Here is a 19685-nt window from a genome sequence, read left to right on the forward strand (position 1 = left end):
GCTTCCAATCTCTTCTGTGATGTCCAGCCGGCATTCAGCGGTTCGAGGACGAGCAGTGCATCTGCGGATACGATCACCAGGTCCAGTTGTTGAAGGGAGGTCACTATGGAAAGTGATGCTTTCAAGCAGCCAGTCTTCGTAGGGGAGAATGGCTACATCCAAAAAATCGACTGCGTGATGGATGCTATTGAGTTTCTGGAAGAATGGCCTGTCGAAAAACGTGGTCTCCTTCACGCGGCGGCCTGTGAGGCGTGCTACTCGGCTTACGATGGCCGCAAGCCTGTCGAGGCTGCGCACAAGGCTTTTACGACTTGGGCCCGCAAGATCGGCGTCATCGAGGATGTGCCTACAGCACCGCCGTGGATGACAGGGCCAAAGATCAGTAACGCAGACCGCGTGTGAGGGTGCGGAACCGGGACGATGCTCGTCACCGGTGATCATCCGGCGGTCTCGAGCGTGGTCTTTGAGGGCTGTAGACCGGGGCGGCCAGCCACTGGCTGGTGTCCGTCATCGCCTCATCTTGCGCCAACCGTTAGCCTGGTCCCCAACCGACATTTGGAACATTCGTAGACGCGTGAAGTTCGGAATCTGCCTTGGTTGAATCCCCCTAGCCAAGGTCGGAGCTGCCTCCATTCAGCTTCCACAGCCCGCCCCGGACGTGGGCAAAACTGTCTGGGCGGTTCGATCTGGCCTGGCTATAAGTTGCGACTTGTGCAGTAAGGCGACACCTAACCAGAACGCCGAACGCGCACCGCGACCGGCAGGCTAGCGCAAGGAGGGCCCGGTAGCGCAACTGCGCGCCTCCACCAAGGACGGATCGCCGCTTCGAACTTCCCAACAGCTCTCGGCTCCGGAGCGCCAGAAATGGAGTTCGAGCCGCTCTTTCCCGAGCCGCACGTCTTTTAAGGTGAATTCAGGCATCCAGTCCGGCAGCGTGGGATCGATGTACAGCTTGCCATTTGGAGCGTCGGGCTGGAAGCCGATGATCGCCTGCAAAAGTGAAAAGCACGACCCCGCCGCCCAGGCCTGCGGAACGTTCGCTCCCTTATACTGCACCGGGAACGTTGCGGGCGTTCGCGGCAAGCCGGCGAACAGCTCTGGCATTCGATGTTGCATGAAGTAGATTGCGGCGCTGCTTACGTCGCGAGAGAGGCGACAAGCTTCCGCCCAGAAGCCATAGCGTCGGAATCCGAGCGCTATCAGTCCGTTGTCATGCGGCCACACGGAGCCGCATTGATAGGAATGTGGATTGTAGGCAGGGTGATCGGCTGAAAGCGTCCGGATTCCCCAACCGCTCCACATATCCTGCATCATCAGCCGCTGCACCACCCTAGCGGCTCGTTCGGGTGGAACTATTCCCGACCAAAGACAGTGACCAGGGTTGGAGGCGACGCTCAGCACCGGTTTCTTGTCGCCATCGAGCGCGAACGCGTAGAAGCCGGACGCCTCATCCCAGAAGACCCGGTTGAACCGGTCGAACAAGCTCCTGGCTTTGACACGAAGCTGCTCGGCACGTGCGCCGTCGCCTCTGGCATCGAAGATTTCAGCCATGCGCTGCCAAGCGTCGTAGACATAGCCTTGCAATTCGCAAAGCGCCTTGGGTCCCTTTACCAGCGTACCATCTGTGTAAACCAGGGCATCGCCGGCGTCTTTCCAACTCTGATTTTCGTATCCCGAAGCCGAACGGGTTTCATATTCCTGGAAGCCATCACCGTCGCGGTCCCCATAGCGGTCAATCCAATCCAGGCATTTTTCGGCCGTGGCGATGTGTCGGTCCAGCAGGCTGGAGTCACCGGTGGATCGCCAAGTGTTGTGAAGCACGATGAGGTAGAGAGGCGTTGCATCGGCTGTGCCGTAATACGGTGTATGGGGGATCAGATTGAAATGGGCGAGTTCGCCGGTGCGAAGCTCATGCATTATCTTCCCTGGTTCCGCATCGCGGTAGTCGTCGCGCTCGGTTGCTTGAAGGCGTCCCAAAACGTCCAGGGCACCGCGCGAAAAATCCGGATAGACCAGCGCATTCTGAAGCGAGACTATCAGGCTGTCACGACCAAACAGTCCGATGAACCATGGCAGTCCGGCGGCCGGGACATATTCTAGCTCGTCCGTCCCTTCGATCGGCAGCCGCAGCGCCGCCATGTCTTCGACCGCCTGATGATAGAAGCGGTAGAATTCGTCATTGGAACAGCTGAAGTTCAGGGCACTGCCTCGCCATTGTGCGAGGCGTTTCGCCGCTTTAGAGCTAAGGGCTTGGTCGATGCAGACGCGTGGTGCCCGATAGACCGCATCACCGTTGCCGAAGTCATATAGAAGGCAAGCATGCCATACCTCGCCCGGCTCGAGCTTAATGTCGAAACTGATCCGGCCGTTGGCATAGACAGGCTTCTTGGACGTGTGGCGGATTTTTACCGTGACCTCTCGCTTAAAATCCTGATTGACGTAGGACGTGCGAAGGCGTGCCAGTTTGCACGACCATTCCGTGGTGATCCGTCCGCGGCGGATGATCGGGCCGCCCTTGACTTCGAAGAGATCGGCAAAGTCGCTGCGCATAGCAACTTCCAAATTGAACCGTACAGCCTTTTGCCCGTGGTTTACGAGGTCAAGATCCTCATGTAGCCCCTCATCCAACGCTCGGCCGATCCCCAATCCCAGGCTGCCCGCGAGCACATGGCCTGTTTCAGTCGCGAACGCCTGGTTCACGAGATAGACCTTGGCTGCGAAGTAGGCGATATTTCCGGAATTGAGGAGGTCCCATGGTTGCCCATTGGCAAAGATCTGCCAGCTGGATATCAGGCGGGTGTCCGACGCATACAACCCGTTTTGCGTAGGCCAGCGGATCTGGCCGTCCGGTTCGGTCACTAGGAAGCTGCGCCCCTGGTTGATTGCTAAACGCGGCGGTCCAATGGTGATCTCTAGCGTCATTTCAACGACTGACCCAATTGCAGCGTCCGCGGAGGGATCTCGTCCGTAAGAGCACACCAAATGCGGCCTTAGTTCGTCGTTCGGGCCGGCAATATTCCGTCTCGATAAATTGAGTTTGGACCTTCAGCGCCCCTCGTCAAGACGTCGCGGCCACGAGGCTAGTTGGCCGCGGGGAGCAGACGCCCTTGGCAGAGCTCTTGCCTCGCGAACGGTCCTGCAGCCTTCAGGTGTAACCGCGGTCAGTGGTCGGCGGGACAATCGAAGCTCGTCCCAATTTGATCAAGCGTTTGAGAGCGGTTCACCTCACTTACCCGGTTCACCGTCATCACAAAGTACAGCTCGACACCTGACCATCCCATCGGTGCGGCCGGATCCGAAAGCGATATCGGCGTGGTATCAGTTGCTAACCTGAGACAGGGTATCCGTCGGACCGGGCAAGCCCGGCAAGATCACGCAAGACCCGGCCCGTGACTTGTTGAATGAGGCGGACTCCACCCAGCAACTCGTGCTGCTGCGAAGGAGCGCTGCCTTCTCCCGATCTGTACATCGTATTTCCATCCGGTCGGGCAGGCGTCCAGCACGATCCCCAACGGCAGTTCGCATGTTGGCGGGGTTCCATGATCGAGTGTCCGCACATTGCCGCCCGCTCATTCTGGCGGCGAAGCGTTCGAAGCAAAGGCAGGTAGGCATGCGCCCGTCCAGCGAACGCATGACATTCCTCGAATGGAGCCGGCTTCCTTAGTGAGCGTCAGGCCGCGAAACGTGACGGTGCTTTCTTACCCTAGCGATCGCCGACTTGTCGATGGTTATCACCCCGCCGCAATCAATCCGCACCGTCAGCTTATTGGCTTCGCGATCGATGCGGATGATGTCTCCAACAAGAACAAGTTTATCCCCAGCTCGGGCTTTAGGTGGTGCATCCACGGGATAAGGATGGTCGTAGGACGGAATGCTGACTCTGGCGCATCCGCTAGGGAGCACCGTGATGACGGTAGAGGTCAACGCGACCTCGTCGCCAATCTCAAACTCCCGAGGCACACTGTAATGCAGCATGGGGATCCTCCGGTGCTTTCCAGGTTAATGCTGGCAAACTAAGTTGGTTGCGTAAAATCTCGCAAATGGAGAGCCCACACTCCCCGCCATCCGAGGCCGACGAACGTGAACGGCTTGAAACCGGTCTTTGGCTGGGAGGTCAGCCATTCGGCTTCGTTCTCACGGATCGGGCCGGTCGGATTTCCCGAACATGGCCCCTTCCGAGGGTCACCAACGCATCATGTCCGTGCCTGGGCCCCCAGCAAGGCAGTCCGTGGAGAGATTCGGCCGATCAACGGACCGAGATTGGCCATCGCTGATCATGCTGATACTGCCCCGGTACTGATCTCGCCGCAGCGTTTCAGCCGCTGCGCCGCCGTCCACGACGACGAACGCTTGCTTCGCAGGACGGAGAGCACATAGCTGCGCACGTCCTCAAGCTGTTCATGAATGGCCTGACTGGGAAGGATGAACTGCTCGACGCTCAGAGGGACTGGGCTAGGCGGCCTGACCTGTCGCGACAGCATGTTCCTGCCAACTCCGCAGACATCAGAGAGGCCGCGTGACTGATGTTCCTCAAATGAAGGTGGCGGTCAAGAAAGCGGTTTGCCTGGCCTATAATTATGGGCAGTTTCGCAGCGACCGGCTTCTGTTTTCGGCGCTTTCTCCCTGATCTCGTTCGAGGATGGACTGTTCCGGCCGGAACATCTTGGTGTCGCCAGCACGAACGAACGCGCGGGCGCATATCCGATTGGCGTTTAGAGGGCTCGCACCACTTGGGGGTGATGCGAGCCCGGCCAAGGGTTGCCTTTCCTTGACCAGCAGCGCTAGGCGCTGCCGTCGCTGGAACGGGTTCTTGGGACGTGAGGTTCTACTAAGGACAAAAAAAGCGCATGCCATTCACGACCAATGCACATGATCGACCGCCTTATAGGCGGCGCCGCCGCAACGCTTCGCTTCGTAAAGATCGTACAGAGAACTTTTTTCGCGATCCGAACTTAGAAGGCAATGCCCCGTTTTTTCTTCGACTTAGCTGATGACGCCGCAATTCATCCCGACACCGAAGCTGTCGACCTTCCCACCTTGGAATCCGTTGAGAACGAAGCGACTAGAGCCCTCTCGAAATAGTCAGGGATCAGAAGTCGCACGGCTTCAGGGAAGTTGCCTTCCGCGTCCGCGACCAAGCGAGTCAGCTATTCGTCGTCAAGGTCACGTCGAGCTCTCACGTGGGTGAAGCCGCCTGACCGTTGTTTGTCAGGAATGACAGAGGGCAAGCTTGCCACTGGCGACACCCTTTGCTTGCCTACCCGTTTCGCAATGAAAGGAGTAGGCATGGAACGGTATTTCTCGGTGGCCATTGTGACGCTGCTCTGCAGCCTGATGACCTTTGGCATGGCGCTGACAGTCGCCAGAACCCACAAAAAGACAGGGATTCTCGCCCCGACGATGACTGGCGATCCGTTGCTTGAGCGGACAATCCGCGCCCATTCAAACTCAATTGAATGGCTGCCGATCTTTCTGCCGTCGATGTGGCTTTTCGCGGTCTACTGGAGCGCGCCATGGGCGGCTGCACTGGGACTGCTTTGGATAGCCGGAAGGATCGCCTATTTCATCGGTTACCTGTCTGCGCCGCTGAGGCGGTACCCCGGCTTCTTTATTCAAGCTCTCGCCGCATTCGCCCTTCTCTTCGGCGCCCTTGGCAGGATCATATTCTTGATGATGCCGGGATAGGTCTGGCGCTCAAACTTGTGACGTCAGCCTCCGCTACCCGGCGTTCCGCACGTGGAACCGAAGCAAGCGTTCTCCCATTACAGGTCAGGCGACTGGAAGGACGCGCACAATGGAAATCCAGGGAATATACGCCGCGCTCGCGACATCGAGCATGGGCGATGCAGAGAAGTTCTATACTCACCTGTTCGACCGGGGGCCGGATGATCGTCCCATGGAAGGGTTGATCCAATGGCGTGGCGTGGCAGGCGCTAATATCCAGATCTTCCAAGACAAAGAGAATGCAGGGTCAGGTAGACTGACAATTGTCGTGCCCAGAATAGATGATGCCCGCAAATCGCTCGAAGAAACTGGAGTGAGGCTGACCGGCGAATCGGAGGGTGACTACGGAAGGATCGCTCAGTTTGCAGACCCTGACGGAAATCGCATCACTCTTGCGGAGCCACCCTCGAGGCTCTTCAAAACATAACAAGCCCGAAGCGCGCCCTCTCATCGCAACGCATCAGCATCGCGCGTTCCGGCGTGGTGACCCACCCTTGCGAGAGGTGCTCTCACAGGACTGATCGGGGCAAACGGAGTTGCCCCTGGCAGAGGAACCGCCCTATGATCCGGCGCGGGGTGGGATTGGATGTGACGCCAAGGTTCATAGCCAAACAGCTTTCGTGGCCGACTGGGATCGGTGGTTGGCTTGTCCGGGCAGGCATGAACCGCGGCAATGCCCGGCTGAACACTTACGCGGTCGATCAATTGCACTTGGCTCCGGAAGATCGTGTCGTGGAAGTCGGATTCGGCAGTGGGACGGTGCTGCCGCGACTTCTTGAGGGCGCAGTATTCGTCTGCGGTGTTGATCGCTCTGAGAGCGTCGTGAACGCCGCCGCGCGGCGGTTCGTTGATGCAGTCAATGCCGGGCGAGCCGAGTTTCGGGTCGGCACGGTCGAGAGCCTGCCCTTGCCGGATGCAACATTCGACAAGGCTCTCAGCATCCACATTTCTGGCAAAGCCTTAAAGCTGGGTCCGCGGAACTCGGGCGTGTGCTCAAGCCAGGCGGGCGAGTCGTGCTTGGCCTCCTTCCGAAGGTGCATACGGATCGGATGAACATGCCGGCCGACATCTTCACAGCACGCGAGCCGGACGAGGTCATTGCCGCATTGCAAGATGCAGGGTTCAGCGACACCGAGGTGCTGAGACCGAGTTCGGAAACCGCGTGGCTCGTTGCGACAGGTGTGCGGAGATAATTTGAGATCGCCTGTTGATCACAAGTTGTCGCCACCCGTCCTTCCACTCATTTGCATCTCACGCCAGAAGCGGACATTCAGCTGCCGGCCCCACTGCGGTCATTCGAGAACCGGCGACGGATGACCGCTCAGACGCAAAGTGGACGACTTCCTTTCGAGCTAGGAATACCGTCTTCGGTAGACTTCGAGCCGGGTGCGGTCTTCGGGCGCCAGAAGCGTTGCACACTTTGGTTCCTGTCTGGATTGTTAGCGGCACGACTCGGCGAGCCGCGACGCTTCCCTGAAGGGTCTCGGCGAATGAGCGGCAGATTTCACAGCCCAATAGTTTGCCCGGCTTCCAGAAGAAGGAAGGCAGCCGAGGAATTGCTGAGCGGGTCCTCAGGGACGGCGGAACTGCGAGTTGCATCCACCAGAGTCGCCGCCGCCTGCTCAACTTCATTTGCCAAGTGATCAACCCGCTCCATGCGGTTGATGACGCGATCGTGGAGCATCTGGAGTCGCGCGTCATGGTACATCAAGCTGCGCAGATGCCCGTCAGAGTCGAGCGGTTCGAACAGCACTGTCATAGCTCGGCATCCTCGGTTCCCATCCCTTCCATTAGCAAACCATTATTTTCAGCTTTGGTTCCGATTGCCGAGAGGGGGATGCATGAATACACGCTCGAGAATGGCGAGCAGCGAACCCAGAGCGCGCATCACGTCTCACGCGGGCGCGGATCGCGGATCAATGACGGCCGGGAGGCACCCCCGCGGGGCCGGCGCGCGGGCCAATTATCCGATCACCGACGCAGAAATTTTTACCAAATATTCCGACCCCATAATGTGATTTGGTTTTTCAGCAGGTTCTCCCAATATGCACTGAGAGGGGGATTGGGAGGTCACGCGGATGGAACGCCTGTTGAAGTCCGACGACGTCATACAACAAGCCATAGACCAGGCTATTCAGGGCGAAATCGTCTCCCTTAGGAAGGCCATCGCATTCATCCGAACGAAGCGCCCTGACCTAAAGGGCGAGCTGGACGAATTGGGCCACGACAACCCGCTATGTGAAAAGGTGGTCCAAGTAGCTGCGCGGACTGGGAAAGCCGTTCTCTTCGACCTGCACGATTAGACCCACCGGGTTTACGACCGCTTGGCCTGCGCGGCGAGGAGCTTATTCATTCACTCCAGCTGAAGTAGCCATTCAAGCAATCGTTCGGGAACCATTAAGGTCACCGAAGGTTGGGTTTGGTTAGCAGTGCAGGCCTCCCATGCCAGAACTTACTACCGAGCAACAGCAGGCTATATCGCGTCTCATTCGGAGGTGGATTACTTCAGAGACCCTGCGGCGTTACATCACCCGCTTGCTGAACCTCCCGGCAAACCCCGACGTGTCCGACGAGCAGCGGTCCATGCTTGACGAGCTAGATCGGAAACGCAAGCAATGACCCGATGGAACCCAGATACGGACAGGCGCGACCCCAATGGAACCTTTTGTCGGACAATTGGTTATAGGCGCCTGGACTCATGGGGACTCCCTAATGGCGAGGCGCGACAATGCCGGTCACAAGACCGTCGCCGACTCTCTTCAGGAACTGATCCGAAACGAGGACAACCGTCGTCAGGTTCGGAGGTCCTTCCGGTTGGAGGTCGAACCTGAGTTGCCGCCGACGTTAGCCTCACTCCTCGACGCCATTGAACAGGCTCATCAGGAAACCCTAAATTACCCTCATGAGCCAGCAGAGGTACGACTTGAGGCGAGACCCGGATGGGAGCTGGACGGGTGTTCGACGTGTTCACCGGGCAGCCGGCTGATGAGTGGAGGGCACCGGCTGAACACTTCGACCAGCCCTACGCCGAGGACTTGGCAGCGATCCTGAATGTCGAAGACCTGAAACGTGGGGTCGTCCGAGGTGATCAGTGACGACGTCCTTGGCCTGCATTCCCAAGTATTTTAGTAAAATCTGTCGTTGTCTTATATGCAACTGACACTATGCCGCCTGAATATCCTGTGTATTCGGCAACGAAGTGGCACCTTAGCGCGTACTAATGTGAGCGGCGGCCCTACGCTTGCCGCACTTAGTAAGTCAACCACAGGAGAGTGCATCATGGCAAGTATCCTTGCGAGAACCGCCAAAGCATTGGCGAGTGGTGCAATGATTGCAGTTATGTGCATCCCGGCATATGCGGGCGGGATCGGCGTCGGAGCCGGAGCCTCGGTCGGTGGGAGCGGCGGCGTGAATGCGGGGGTGGGTGCTTCCATCGGCGGTTCGGGCGGAGTGAACGCTGGCGTCGGCGCCTCGAACGGTGGCGCGGGCGGCGTCAATGCCGGTGCTGGTGTTTCGGTTGGAGGGGCAGGCGGCGTGAACGCCGGCCTCGGAACATCAGTTGGTGGCACCACTGGCATCAGTGCCGGAGCCGCTGCGACGGTGGGCAGCCCGAAGGTTTTGAAGGCTAGAATTGGCGCAAAGATCGGTGGCCCCAATACATTGCGGGCAGGGGCGGGGGCTTCGGTCGGTGGCTCAAGCGGCGTCAATGCCGGCCTCGGGGCGTCGGTCGGCGGCTCCAGCGGTATTAATGCCGGAGCCGGTGCGCGGGTAGGCGGAACCAACGGTGTGACGGCCGGATTGGGTACAACTGTGGGCGGCACGAGCGGCGTTGGTGCTGGGGCGGGCGTAGGCATTGGCAACGGCGTCAATATGGCTCTCGGCATCGGCGTCGGAAACAGTCCGAGCAGCCCAAGCAACCCAGGCAATCCGACCGGTCCCAAAGTAGCCAGTGCCCTCGCTAATATGTCGGATGGCAAGTTGGCTCGCATGAAGAAGCGGTGCGTAGACGTGCTTAGCAGCCAAGAGACTTATGACCGCGACCTGCGCCAGCTCTGCCTACTGATCGCCGGCCGTTGATCTGGACAGCCGGGACGGAAGTGCGAACCAGCCGTAGGGCGGTATGACACTCTCCTAGCCTTCGGCCAGTCAGAAAGCCCGTCTCCCGCAAGCGACGGGCTTTTTGCCGGTGCTATTCAAGAAAGATCTTCGATCATTCATAGCTTCTAACGCTCGCGGCTCGTCTCTAAACCCTCCATGTAGTTGGCTAGTCTGAGCCTTTCCTGGCTCCGATCACCCGCGCAGAGATTTGCACTAAATTCCGACACCATCGGTCGGGCTTTAGTGCGAGTTGACATTCACCCGAGCCGCTCAAATGATCCCGCCAAATCGGTGGCAGGGGATCACATGCCGATAGCACGCCTCGCGAAAGACAGCGTCTTTGAACCTGAAGATCTGACCTTTCTGTACGAAATGTTGGACCAACTCTGTTTGCTGCGCGGGATAGAGCGCCAAAGCCATGAAGCTGAAGCGGCGGCCCTGGCGCTGATCGCCCGCTACAAGGCTGGGCTGCGCGGTGACGAACTCGCGCAATCGTTGGAACTCAAATAGCCGATTTGAGGCAGTCCAATCAGGGAACCACCAAGGCCACCAATGGTTGGGCTCAGTGCAACCGTGCAGGCCGACCATGCAAGAACTGTCTACCGAGCAACAGCAGGCTATATCGCGTCTCGTTCGGAAGTGGATTACTTCTGAGACCCTGCGTCATTACATCTTCCAACTGCTGAAACTCCCTGCAGACCCGGATCTATCCGAGGAGCAGCGGTCCAAGCTTAACGAGCTTAATCGGAAGCACAACCTATCGTCCCATGGAACCAAGGTACGAACTGAAGAAGGACCCGAAGGGGTGGTCGGTGGTCGACCGACACACCGGAATTCCAGCCGAGCCCGAAGGTCACCCAGCCGTCTGCCTGGACGTCACCTACGCGACTGACCTGGTGATGCTCCTGAACGCCAACGACCTGAAGAGCAGACTCTCTTGCGGTCGATTCGCCTGACGGGACCGGTTGTCCGCAAGCCAACGTTCATCTTCTTTGTACGCTTATCGCTCTTGATTTCTTGTAAAAACGCGCGAGAGAATCGGTCGACTGAGCTTCTGTCTCGGTGGAGGGTGGGATGGATGCTCAAGCGTCTGGTTGGCCCCTGGTTTGCGACGTCCTGAGGGATTTTCAAGAGGGGAACGTAGTCTCCGTAAAGGCGACCATTGCAATGGTGCGGAAACGCGAGCCGCATCTCTTGGAGTCGGACTGTCATCTGGTCGAGATTATCGTTGATGTGGCTCCGAAGCGGGGCATGTTCGTTGCCTTTGACGTGCGTGAAGCCTGATGCCCCTCGGTCGGTTCATCCTCCGGTCACAGTAAAGACCACCATCGAGTGTGATGTCCGGCACACCATCAGCGACGTTCAAGCGGCAAGGGAACAACTCGTTCAGTGGACCAAAAGAGGGCCGAAATGGTATCTGGCGGCCGGTGCCTCCTTGGCCTCACCTGATGACAAATTACCCCCACACGTGGCTCGAAGGGAGTTCGTAGAGGTTGCTATCGAGGAAGGGATGCTTCTCTACGATCCTGAGGGTTGAAGAGGCTCATAAGCGGACCCTAAATTACCCTCATGATAGAGCGGCGGTATGACCTGAGGCGACACCCAGACGGGACCTGGACGGTGTTCGACGTGTTCAACGGGCAGCCAGTTTCGCCTGATGGTATCGCAGCCGTTGGCCTCAGCAGAGTATGCCGACGATCTGGTCGACCTACTGAATGCCAAGGACCTGAAGAGCAGGCTTTCCCAGGGGAGGTTCACCTGATGGCCACCCACTGGTTCAACCCAGCGACCGATATGGAGAGGACGGCCGGCGCATCTTTAGCGCCTATGCCGCTTCTGACGAAAAGAAGCCGGTTAATCGACGCAAATGGCGGCGGCTCATAGGTGGCGGATCGATCGCTGCGGTTCTGAGCGCATTGCTCTACCTGCTAGGGGCTGGTTAACGGGCGATTGATGCGGCCCGGCGCCTGTAGATTGGGATGTGAACAGGAACCGGGCCTAACCGACCGGGCTGTTTGTGAGCACGGCGCCGTCGGCTGGAGTGATTTATGCGCCAATGCTAATATACATTTAAAGCCATCCGAATGAGGTACGAGAACAACAATCAGGGAGCAACCAATGGCAGATAAAGCTGACCAACTCGGTCACGAGCGGGCGTCCTCTCAATGAACGGCGCTGGCTAGGTCTCGGAAGACTGACGACCAGAAACGGAAATCAGCCGACCGACCGTCATAACGAGCCTCCAAAGCGCAGTAGGCCACTGCGGTCTGCGCGTCCGGGCCATAGAGTTCGATAGCGGCCTTTACTGCATCGCCAGAGTCGACGAAATCTGAAAGCCGCAGCGCCGCGCCCCTTGTCTGTCCGAAGCATCAAAAAAATCCTTCCCAAGGGTCTCTTTCGTACCAGCCCTCGGTCACGAGCACCCTGGTGTAGCTTGGCGGGTTACGGAGGAGCGACTGGCCAAGCGCCAATCCTTCGGTTTCGGAGCCATGTTCCTTGGTCGGGACGGTACGGATGCGCCCAAGGTGCCGGTCTGTAGGTGTTTTGAGGAACATTTACGCGCCCAATCGCTTCCGGCTCTGCACGGTTCCCCTCCGGTTCGTGTTCCCTTGTGTTGGAACTTAGCCCGGTGCCTTACGGTGCCGGGCTTCTTTGCCTGGAGATGGGCGAACGTCGACGGCTGGGTAGCTATGCCTACAATTTTAGCGGCGCGGGGAACTTAGACCCCTCTCGTGTGGCCGGTGTGGTCGTAGCCCCAAGCCCCACCGCGCCGGCCATCTCGTCTACGGCTGCGACTGGAGAGCGCCTAGACTTGCACGATCCTATCGAGGTGCAGGCGTATCCGCTGGCCTTCCGCAAAGTTCAAGGCGAACGATTCCAGCTCGAATGAACGGGTAAGTTCCTGGTCTTCCTCGACCACGCGAACGGACCATTCGCCGCTGGCTTCGGCCACTTCGACACAAGGCAATTCCTTGCGGATTGGAACCACGCTACCCATCACAGCCTCTCTACGAAAAGCAATGGCTACGCGATTTTTATAAGTCCGCCGAACTCGGGGTTTCAACAGGAAAAGACTGTACGGTTTTTACCAAGAAGTTGCGGACCCAACGGCATGCTCTAGCTCCGGCAGGTGGCAATTCCCTCAAGTTGCCGCAGTGGCCGGCGCTCTAGGCGGATTGCTTTCATTTGCGATCGCGCCGGCCGCTCTCCCAGAGCGTCATTTCGGTCGCTTCGGGAAGTTGATTATCTTGGCGCTTCATAAGGCCTAGATCGGAACTTTAGCGTTCTCTCATGGTTCTCCCTTCGATGTTGTCGAACCTAGGATCGGTAGAGCGATGGCTGTGTTGGCCTTTAATTTCATCCATTGCCCGAGGGTGACCTCCGACGAAATATTAGTCGGGGTTTTGTCGGTGGCAGCGTGCTTGCTGTTTTTCAATGTTTTTGCGACCAACCGTCCAAATCGATAGGCCGCAGGGGCGTCGTTGAGGAACATTAGCTATTTCGAAGGTTGGGATCACGCGCCCGGATGTCGCTGCTTGGCATCCGAGCAGGCTGGTGCGGCAAACATCAGCCGGCCCGCGTCATCGGTCCCTCCGTGGCGCGGGCTTTTTTTCAGGTCAGGAGGTCGTCTTGTTGTTTTGGCCGCCGAACAGTTGTCGCCACCGACGTAAAACGGCGCCAGCGCACGTTTGTCCCTAGTCTCTGTCCTACGCCCCGCTTCCTGCCCGCGACGCCTGGCGTCAACCCTCGCTGCTGCGAAGGTTGAGGTGCAAGTCACGATCCCGACATTTCGCCGGCGACGCCCTCCTTATGCCCTGCCGGTTAGGCCCGGTGCTTACTGGCCCGCCCGCCCCAAGTGCCGGGCCGCTGCTCCCGATAAGTGCCTCAAGTTCACCAAGCGTAAGTTCAATCAGGTACCGGTATTTTGAATCATTCGAGTAAATGCCCTCGGCATCAATCGATATCACCGGGCCGCCCGCCCCAGATTTGACATCGCCATCAATCAGCGGTCGATCGAAGATGGTTCGAGAAGTTCCTTCCCGTTTGGCAGGCCTGACCAGCATCCGCTTTGCGGTACCCCGCAATATCTGCCCTGCGCCGGGCGAAGCCTGCGAACATTCCGGAAAAGCCTGCCGCTCCACTATTGTTCCAGCCTGTTTGGCGCGTCAGACCTTTGCGCCATCGTCTAAGACCTTAGCCTTACGTGCTTGGGTGGGAGCCCCGCCAGCGCGCGTTTCCGCCGAGGCCGCGGCCAACGCGCCCCGCTTGTCCTAGCGCCCGCCTGTGGCCAGCCGGATGCGTTGCGAGGCTATGGATCGCGACAGGCGCTCCTGCTTCTCCAACCACGGCCCGAAATGACCATGCGGCAATGACGCCTTGTTGTGCAGCAGCCAGCGACCGATGACGAGCTTTTGTCCGTCTGACATGTGCCCGCGGGGAGTGGCTCGAGTGTCGGCCGGCTGGGAATCTGCCAGCGGCGCGACATTGCTCGGGACATCAGGGCGAGATAGGCACGGTGCACCTCTGCCTGCTTATCGGCCGGCAGCTTGTTGAACTGGCGCATCATCATCCCGCAACCGATGGCCAGGACGGCGGTGTGGCGCTCCTCACCACGAAGGCACCTCAGCCGCTGGATTTGCCATTGGTTCGGGAGCCGATAGGTGCCGATGTCTTCGATCTCGATTTCGGTGAAAGGCGTCATGGCTAATATTCCACGCGCGTCGCGATTGCAGGGCCTGTGAGCAGCGCCAGCAGCGCGCCGGCCATGACATCTGCCGTCGAGCCCGGCAGCGGCGCCTTGGTGGCCGCCCTGAGCCTGCCCAGGTCTATTTCATCCATGGCCAGGAACAGGTTGGCGTTGAGCTCGACCTCACCGGTCAGGAGCACCGCAGAGACAGCCTGCAGCGTGGCGGCATGCAGGTCATGCCCGTTGCCAGTGGAGTTGATGAGTTTGAGCACCATGGCCAGGTGCTGCTCGCCATGCCGGCGCCGATCGCGCGAACCGTCGGCTTGCAATGGCAGTAGCCGGGCTTGCGGCCGCTCGATCGGTTCTCGGCGCTGTCGTAAAGCTTCACCCCGCACATACGGGCGATTGCGTGGATGTCGCAGGGGTGAACCGTCCGTGCCAGCATGCCGCGCCTCGTCGTTGGGAACGAGCGGATATTGCATAAGTCGTGACTTATACGCAAGCCATCGCTCTTTTATCCCCGCAGAAGCTGGCGATCGGCCGCTGGCTGCTCCACCAGAAGGCATCGCTGCCGCACGGCCATTTCGGCCCATGGCTCGAGAAGCAGGAAGGCCTGTCACGCGGCATGGGCCATCAATGCATGCGGCTGGCTACAGGCGGGCACAAGGGCGAGGGGACGCAGTGGGCGGGTGAACCGAGCGTTGGCGGATCGACATGCATCCGCAACCAACCCTGCCGCCGCTCGTTGACCTGTGCTGGTTGATCCCAGCACTCCAGACCCTGCCCGCTGCCACCCGGTGGCGGGCTTTTTTGTGCATTAGCGGAACTTGATATTTAGGAGCAGGTTTTAAAGGCGGCAGCCCCCGCTGCCAGCTGAGTGGCCCCAACCCTCGGCCGGGTCCGCCTCTGCTCGCCAGTGGGGGCGGACCCACTGCGGCTCGCAGCGCCTGGTTGTTCAGTACAGCAAGTCGGCGAACTGAAACTCGGACACTCTCCCGCTGGCCTCGTCAGTCACCTCGATGAAGTAGTCTCCCGTCCTGTGGAGCGTCAAAGTTCGACCTGTTGCCACTTCCGCTGCACGAAAAGATGTCGGCGCTTCCGCGCGAAATTCCGCTATCACGCGCCCCGCCAGAAGCTCCCGTATCTGATACGACACCGCCACCCTCACGAACCATTTATTAAGGATACCTAACGTAGCAGACGGGGGGCGTCTATTGCAGTTTGGGTCGGGGCAGCGCGCGTTTAATATCAAAGGTCTGTGGCAAGCTCGGTTCGTTGCCTTTCCTGACTGAAGCCGTCGTCATGGCATCGGCCGGGAGAAGGATTACCATCCTGGCCTTGGGCTCGGGCCAAATCGGCCCCCCAAACAGAAATAATACGGCTGCCAGCACGCACACGAGCAGGGCGGTGGCCAAGACATTCGCAATGATCTCTCCAAATTGCATCCTGCTCTCCGCAAACATAATGCCCGCTGCCTCACCAGGAGGCGGCGGGCATCTTGTGAACTGACGGTGAAGGGACGTTTGTCCGTCAGTTTCGTGTCAATGAAGCGGAACGCCTTATGTTTCTGGAATAGGACCTTTGCGTCCGCCGATGGGACTTTGGTCTCACATTGAGGGAGCGCAATTCGACCTGGGGGCGACCTGTGATGCTGCCTAGGCTGTTGCTCCACCCTGCTCGATCAAAGGCCGCGATGGCGTCATCGCCTGTATAAACCGCTATGACCTCGAACCCTGCCTCAACGAGGGATTGCTCGACGTCCAACAGGATGAGGCTCTCATCCTCCACAACTAGGACAGCACCTGAGGTCATCGGAAGCTAGCGGCTTGTTGTTGCGCCCGGCGCGCAACGAACGGAAGTCCCGAAGGTTCCTCGCGGACTAACACATGTTAATCGGGCAGCAGCATCTCCTCCTCCTGAGCCGCGTCCTCAAACAGCAGTCGGAACTTGTTGGTTGGCATCTTGCCATCCATGGCCGAAAGGCATGCCCCAGTCGCCATCTGGGTCCACGGTTGGGCCACTTCAGGAGTTCCTCGGCGGCAGTATCGACACGGGTGACCCCAAGGCGAAACCCAGGGCGGTCGGTCCTCACATAGACCGGGGGAGCGAACCAGCGCGGCATTAGGGCTCGCGGACGTCGAATGCCACGAACAGCCCGCGTTTGACGGCAAAATCGACGATCATTGGGACCAACTGGCAGTCGGTTTCATGGAGCTCACGACCATGGTCGCGGACTTCTGCAATCGTCGCTTTTACGGAGATTATGTCGCCGGGTTGAGAACCAAGAAGGGTCTCGCAGACCAGCTCTTTCGCTGTTTGCTGCACAGGCCAGACAGGTGCTTGAATGTCCATCCCATCCTCCCGAAGAGACAGGAACTCAATCAGCTATTCTGTGGGAGCGCGCCCTGGAAAAATCAAGAGCCGGAAGCGTACAGAGCGGATGCGAAGCCCTGATAAAGGGCGCCCTGAATGTCGCCGCCTAATCTACCAACAGGAAGAGCGGTTTGTGCTTCGGCCGTTCGTGCCAAATCACCTGGCGCAAGTCGCGCAAGTCGCGCATGTCGACCTGCTGCCCGCAAGTCGGGCAGGTATAGAAATTGTCGTTCTCGTCGGCCGGCTCGCCGCCATGCTGTTTGCCGGGGATTGGTGGTCCAAGATCGGATAGCTTCGTCATCCCCGTCGAACTTTCAATTTACCTAAAATGTTCCGGAACCATTTTAGCGCGCGCTAATTGAATCGCACTATGCGAGTCAGCGCATGCCTCTGAAGTTCATCAAACCGATGGAACCCGAGCTGGTCGACACGCCACCGCAAGGCGACGAATGGCTCCATGAGATCAAATTTGACGGGTATCGCACCCAGATTATCAAGGATGAAGACGGGATCCGTCTGTTCACCAAGAACGGTTACGACTGGACCGGCCGCTATATCGAACTTGCCGGAGAGGCGGAGGCGATCGAGGCCGAAAGTTTCATCATCGATGGCGAGACGATCACAGTCAACGAGGCCGGCTTGTCCGACTTCCCCGCCCTGCAATCAGCCGTCACCCGCCGGAAGCCGTCGTGCGACCTCTATCTGGTGGCGTTCGATCTCCTGCACCTGAACGGACATGATTTGCGCAACATGCCGGTGGAAGACCGCCGCGAAATCCTGCAGGAATTGATACCAGCCGTCGGTCGCATTCAGGTCAGCAAAGCCATGCCCGGCACCGGGGCCGCAGTTTATAGCCGGGTGGACAGGGCAGGGCTGGAGGGCATGGTCTCAAAGCGTAAGGACAGCGTCTACCGCAGCGGCCCGACGATGAACTGGCGCAAGATCAAGTGCTATGCCGAAAAAGAAATGGACATCATCGGGGTGCAGCGCGAGGCAGGTAAGCCCGCAATGGTGCTCATGGCCGACAAGGGTCAATATGCCGGCGGCGCTTTCGTTGCCTTCAAAGCCGACAAGCGTCAGCGACTATGGGATCGCGTGCAAGGGAAAGTCGGCGGGCCGCCGCCTATCGGTCTCAAGAAGGAAAAGGCCGAATGGCTGAAGCCTGGTCTCGTCGGTCGCGTGCGGTTCCTGAAGGGAGAGGAAAAGCTCCGCCACGCCAAGCTGCTAGATTTCAGGGAGGAAACTTAGGGGGATGTGACCTTTGGAAGGCGACGAGACATAACTGCTTCGAGCAATTCGCGTTCGTTGGTGTGAGCATTTCGAAAAATCCCAACTACCATCGATGCTAATATCGCAGCGTCTCGGCTTAGGGGATCGAGATTTTCGGCGGCGCAAACCCTGTCGAAGACACGTTGGCAAACAGCCAGATCGTAAGGGCTGATGCAGGTTCTGAAGCCACGCTGGTTCAACATACGCGAACCTCCGCCCCGCCTCAGTGCGGCGGCGGCGTTATATGATCCCATCAACGCTCAGTCGCTGAGCGTGTTCCCCGCTGAGAGGGTTGGTTGATTTCGTACAAAATGAGCGGCGGTTTTGCCGGGCGCGGTTGCGGCGCCGACGAGTTCAGGAATATAGTCCTCACGTCGCGGCGATCACCCTCAAACGGAGTTCGCCACCAATGGCCAGATCAAAACCTTCCAAGCAATTATCGCAGGCTGAAATCGAGCGCTTTCTGGCGGCTGCGGAAGCCCTTCACTTGAGCATCATAAAGCCGTTCATATCGCCACACTGCGACCACTACAGGCAGACGCGTGTCTTGCATGAGGCGCTGTTGAAAGCCGTGCGGGAAGTGACCGGCAAGGAAGTCGAGTTCATCCGGTGGAACACCACGGGACCGGTGCTGCCCCCTAAGGCTGGCGGTAGCGGCGGAGATCGATCAGCCGAACCTGCAGATCTGACAATGCCCGCGATGCGCGTAGCGACGGCATCAAGTCCGCCGTCGCAAATTCTCGTCAAGCGTCAGAGGGCTGTCGATGAGGAATCGGCAAGATGCGGGAACAGAGTTCAGACGCCGACGTTTTTTCCCCAGGTCACGCGATTTGCGCGTGTAGAACTAACGGAGGAAAAAATGAGCATCAAAATGCTTACGATGGGCGCGATGGCGCTCGCAATGATGACGGGCTCAGCGCTGGCAGGCAGCAACACCACCTCCGCGCTCGATGATCCTGCAACGATGTCACCTTTCTTCACGGATGCCGGCATGAAAACCTTGAGGTCGGAAGCGGATTTCAAGACCGCATGGATGTCCATGAAGCCGGATGAAAAAACGGCGGTGCTGAAAGACTGCGGCGACACCACGCTCAACAAGTCGCACGCGGATTTCTGCGCCATGGCGAAGAAGATGGGCGGCTAAGAATAACCGCTCTAGGCATAGTTCCCGAAACGTATTTGGCCCGTCCCTTAGGCACGGGCCTTTTTCTGCAGGCCATTCCCTTGCGAGCCATGTTGGTGAGGGCTCCCGTCGGTCTCGCTTTCCTCGTCAATCATCCGGAGTCTCCAGCCACTCACGCAGGACGATCTGAATGAGATCCGACGGCCGATTTTCATTTCGGCGGCAATGGAGTTCAGTGCTTCCTCCGTGGCTGGCTCTAGCGGGAGGCCTGCGACGTTCCGGAGCATCAATGCAGCCCCGCCGAAGATGATCTGAAGATCCGTCCGAGACATGTCGGCGATGCTATCGGCGGCGTTCTCAAGCTCCTTGGCGATGGCGGAAACAAGCGAGGAAGGTGGCGCTGGTTAGGGC

The 19685-nt window shown here is 58.7% G+C and carries 21 protein-coding genes and 1 pseudogene; 12 read left to right on the forward strand and 10 right to left on the reverse strand.

Features of this window, described 5'->3' with window-relative positions; all coding sequences use genetic code 11:
* Positions 1–105: 105 nt before the first annotated feature.
* Positions 106–402 (forward strand): DUF982 domain-containing protein, encoded by a 297-nt coding sequence (locus FJ978_RS01495; protein WP_013895427.1) that lies wholly within the window; start codon positions 106–108, stop codon positions 400–402.
* 363 nt (positions 403–765) lie between these two features.
* Here FJ978_RS01495 and FJ978_RS01500 read toward each other — a convergent pair whose 3' ends face one another.
* Both FJ978_RS01500 and FJ978_RS01505 read right to left on the reverse strand, forming a co-directional pair.
* Complete coding sequence (locus tag FJ978_RS01500) at positions 766–2922, reverse strand: glycogen debranching N-terminal domain-containing protein (RefSeq protein ID WP_013895428.1); 2157 nt, start codon at positions 2920–2922, stop codon at positions 766–768.
* A 738-nt stretch (positions 2923–3660) separates the two neighbouring features.
* Entirely contained in the window at positions 3661–3975 is a 315-nt protein-coding gene (locus FJ978_RS01505; RefSeq protein WP_140569575.1) for a preprotein translocase subunit YajC, read from the reverse strand.
* A 1311-nt stretch (positions 3976–5286) separates the two neighbouring features.
* Between FJ978_RS01505 and FJ978_RS01515 the strand changes: the two genes are divergently transcribed.
* The 3 genes from FJ978_RS01515 to FJ978_RS01525 all read left to right on the forward strand — a co-directional run bounded on the left by FJ978_RS01515 (position 5287) and on the right by FJ978_RS01525 (position 6777).
* Positions 5287–5685 carry an MAPEG family protein gene (locus tag FJ978_RS01515; RefSeq protein ID WP_013895431.1) on the forward strand — a complete coding sequence of 133 codons (399 nt, stop codon included), beginning with the start codon at positions 5287–5289 and terminating at the stop codon, positions 5683–5685.
* 109 nt (positions 5686–5794) lie between these two features.
* Positions 5795–6151 (forward strand): lactoylglutathione lyase, encoded by a 357-nt coding sequence (locus FJ978_RS01520; RefSeq protein WP_013895432.1) that lies wholly within the window; start codon positions 5795–5797, stop codon positions 6149–6151.
* Positions 6152–6285: 134 nt separating this feature from the next.
* Positions 6286–6777: a class I SAM-dependent methyltransferase gene (locus FJ978_RS01525; RefSeq protein WP_140569577.1), complete on the forward strand. Its 492-nt coding sequence runs from the start codon at positions 6286–6288 to the stop codon at positions 6775–6777.
* A gap of 451 nt (positions 6778–7228) precedes the next feature.
* Here FJ978_RS01525 and FJ978_RS01530 read toward each other — a convergent pair whose 3' ends face one another.
* A complete protein-coding gene (locus FJ978_RS01530; RefSeq protein WP_140569579.1) occupies positions 7229–7483 on the reverse strand; it encodes a hypothetical protein in 255 nt (84 codons plus the stop codon).
* 319 nt (positions 7484–7802) lie between these two features.
* Here FJ978_RS01530 and FJ978_RS01535 point away from each other — a divergent pair, with 319 nt between their 5' ends.
* The 4 genes from FJ978_RS01535 to FJ978_RS01550 all read left to right on the forward strand — a co-directional run bounded on the left by FJ978_RS01535 (position 7803) and on the right by FJ978_RS01550 (position 10332).
* Complete coding sequence (locus FJ978_RS01535) at positions 7803–8027, forward strand: hypothetical protein (protein ID WP_140569581.1); 225 nt, start codon at positions 7803–7805, stop codon at positions 8025–8027.
* A 651-nt stretch (positions 8028–8678) separates the two neighbouring features.
* Positions 8679–8819, forward strand: coding sequence for a hypothetical protein (locus FJ978_RS01540; protein ID WP_246678021.1), 141 nt, complete (start codon positions 8679–8681; stop codon positions 8817–8819).
* Positions 8820–9003: 184 nt separating this feature from the next.
* Positions 9004–9801, forward strand: coding sequence for a hypothetical protein (locus FJ978_RS01545; protein WP_140569583.1), 798 nt, complete (start codon positions 9004–9006; stop codon positions 9799–9801).
* A 327-nt stretch (positions 9802–10128) separates the two neighbouring features.
* On the forward strand, positions 10129–10332 hold the full coding sequence (locus tag FJ978_RS01550) for a hypothetical protein (protein WP_140569585.1): 204 nt from the start codon (positions 10129–10131) through the stop codon (positions 10330–10332).
* A 2296-nt stretch (positions 10333–12628) separates the two neighbouring features.
* Here the strand turns inward: FJ978_RS01550 and FJ978_RS01580 are convergent.
* The 4 genes from FJ978_RS01580 to FJ978_RS01595 form a co-directional block, all read right to left on the reverse strand.
* Positions 12629–12820 (reverse strand): hypothetical protein, encoded by a 192-nt coding sequence (locus FJ978_RS01580; RefSeq protein WP_140569593.1) that lies wholly within the window; start codon positions 12818–12820, stop codon positions 12629–12631.
* Between the two features lie 291 nt (positions 12821–13111).
* The gene (locus tag FJ978_RS01585) at positions 13112–13315 is read right to left on the reverse strand and encodes a hypothetical protein (protein ID WP_140569595.1); all 204 of its coding nucleotides are present in this window, start codon (positions 13313–13315) and stop codon (positions 13112–13114) included.
* Positions 13316–14131: 816 nt separating this feature from the next.
* A complete protein-coding gene (locus FJ978_RS33055; RefSeq protein WP_246678023.1) occupies positions 14132–14524 on the reverse strand; it encodes a hypothetical protein in 393 nt (130 codons plus the stop codon).
* 2 nt (positions 14525–14526) lie between these two features.
* Positions 14527–14784: a hypothetical protein gene (locus FJ978_RS01595; RefSeq protein ID WP_140569599.1), complete on the reverse strand. Its 258-nt coding sequence runs from the start codon at positions 14782–14784 to the stop codon at positions 14527–14529.
* Between the two features lie 212 nt (positions 14785–14996).
* On the opposite strand from FJ978_RS01595, the gene FJ978_RS01600 reads away from it, so the two are divergent.
* On the forward strand, positions 14997–15272 hold the full coding sequence (locus FJ978_RS01600; protein WP_140569601.1) for a DUF3102 domain-containing protein: 276 nt from the start codon (positions 14997–14999) through the stop codon (positions 15270–15272).
* Between the two features lie 448 nt (positions 15273–15720).
* Here the strand turns inward: FJ978_RS01600 and FJ978_RS01605 are convergent, their stop codons facing one another.
* The 3 genes from FJ978_RS01605 to FJ978_RS01625 all read right to left on the reverse strand — a co-directional run bounded on the left by FJ978_RS01605 (position 15721) and on the right by FJ978_RS01625 (position 17183).
* Positions 15721–15954 (reverse strand): polymerase, encoded by a 234-nt coding sequence (locus FJ978_RS01605; RefSeq protein ID WP_140569603.1) that lies wholly within the window; start codon positions 15952–15954, stop codon positions 15721–15723.
* Positions 15955–16630: 676 nt separating this feature from the next.
* The gene (locus FJ978_RS01620) at positions 16631–16861 is read right to left on the reverse strand and encodes a hypothetical protein (protein WP_140569605.1); all 231 of its coding nucleotides are present in this window, start codon (positions 16859–16861) and stop codon (positions 16631–16633) included.
* A gap of 127 nt (positions 16862–16988) precedes the next feature.
* The gene (locus FJ978_RS01625) at positions 16989–17183 is read right to left on the reverse strand and encodes a hypothetical protein (RefSeq protein WP_140569607.1); all 195 of its coding nucleotides are present in this window, start codon (positions 17181–17183) and stop codon (positions 16989–16991) included.
* Positions 17184–17266: 83 nt separating this feature from the next.
* On the opposite strand from FJ978_RS01625, the gene FJ978_RS01630 reads away from it, so the two are divergent.
* The 3 genes and pseudogenes from FJ978_RS01630 to FJ978_RS01640 all read left to right on the forward strand — a co-directional run bounded on the left by FJ978_RS01630 (position 17267) and on the right by FJ978_RS01640 (position 19295).
* Positions 17267–18130 (forward strand): ATP-dependent DNA ligase, encoded by an 864-nt coding sequence (locus FJ978_RS01630; protein WP_140569609.1) that lies wholly within the window; start codon positions 17267–17269, stop codon positions 18128–18130.
* A gap of 430 nt (positions 18131–18560) precedes the next feature.
* Positions 18561–18791: pseudogene (locus FJ978_RS01635) on the forward strand (hypothetical protein); the annotation flags it as partial.
* A gap of 219 nt (positions 18792–19010) precedes the next feature.
* On the forward strand, positions 19011–19295 hold the full coding sequence (locus FJ978_RS01640) for a hypothetical protein (RefSeq protein ID WP_140569900.1): 285 nt from the start codon (positions 19011–19013) through the stop codon (positions 19293–19295).
* The last annotated feature ends 390 nt before the right edge of the window (positions 19296–19685 follow it).

It is taken from the genome of Mesorhizobium sp. B1-1-7, assembly GCF_006442705.1.
In the GTDB taxonomy this organism is placed as follows: domain Bacteria; phylum Pseudomonadota; class Alphaproteobacteria; order Rhizobiales; family Rhizobiaceae; genus Mesorhizobium; species Mesorhizobium opportunistum.